We start from the raw sequence: 633 nt of genomic DNA, 5'->3' as shown, positions 1-633 counted from the left end.
AGGAGGGGTAATAAGTCCACTCCTAGCCAACATCGCACTGGATGGGATGGTTAGGCTCATAAAAACAATGTATCCTAAGAAGAAAAATGTGGTGCAAGCCACAATAATCAGATACGCTGATGATTTTGTAGTAATATCTCCATCACTAGAAATCATTGAACAGTGCAAAACTGCAATCTCCGAATGGTTAAAACCTGTAGGACTAGAAATTAAACCCGAAAAGACTCGAATTTGCCATACACTCAATCCCATTGAGTATAACGGCAAAACAGAAGAACCAGGATTTGATTTTCTAGGATTCAATATCAGGCAATATCCAGTAGGAAAATATAAATCTGGAAAAAGTAGGGGAAGAAGAAAAGGAGGCTTCCTATTTAACAAGACCCCACATAAAATGTTGGGTTTCAAAACCCACATCAAACCCAGCAACAAAGCAGTTAAAGCCCACACAGAAGTGATTAAAGGTGTAATCAAACAACATAAAACAGCACCTCAATCAGCCCTGATTAGAAAACTAAACCCAATCATAAGGGGATGGTCAAACTACTATTCAGGGGTTGTCTCATCAGAGACCTTCATTAAACTAGACCACATAGTGCGAAACGTTTAGGAGTCAAATAAGGCTGCAATGCC

The 633-nt window shown here is 39.3% G+C and carries 1 protein-coding gene; it reads left to right on the top strand.

Going from position 1 to position 633, the window contains the following annotated elements:
- On the top strand, positions 1-610 hold a 610-nt coding region (locus P5683_RS25580), incomplete at its 5' end, for a reverse transcriptase domain-containing protein (protein WP_315645680.1).
- Positions 611-633 lie beyond the last annotated feature (23 nt).

The sequence above is a fragment of the Limnospira sp. PMC 1279.21 genome (assembly GCF_032349615.1).
Taxonomy (GTDB): Bacteria; Cyanobacteriota; Cyanobacteriia; order Cyanobacteriales; family Microcoleaceae; genus Limnospira; species Limnospira fusiformis.
This window is presented reverse-complemented; position numbering and strand designations above follow the sequence as displayed.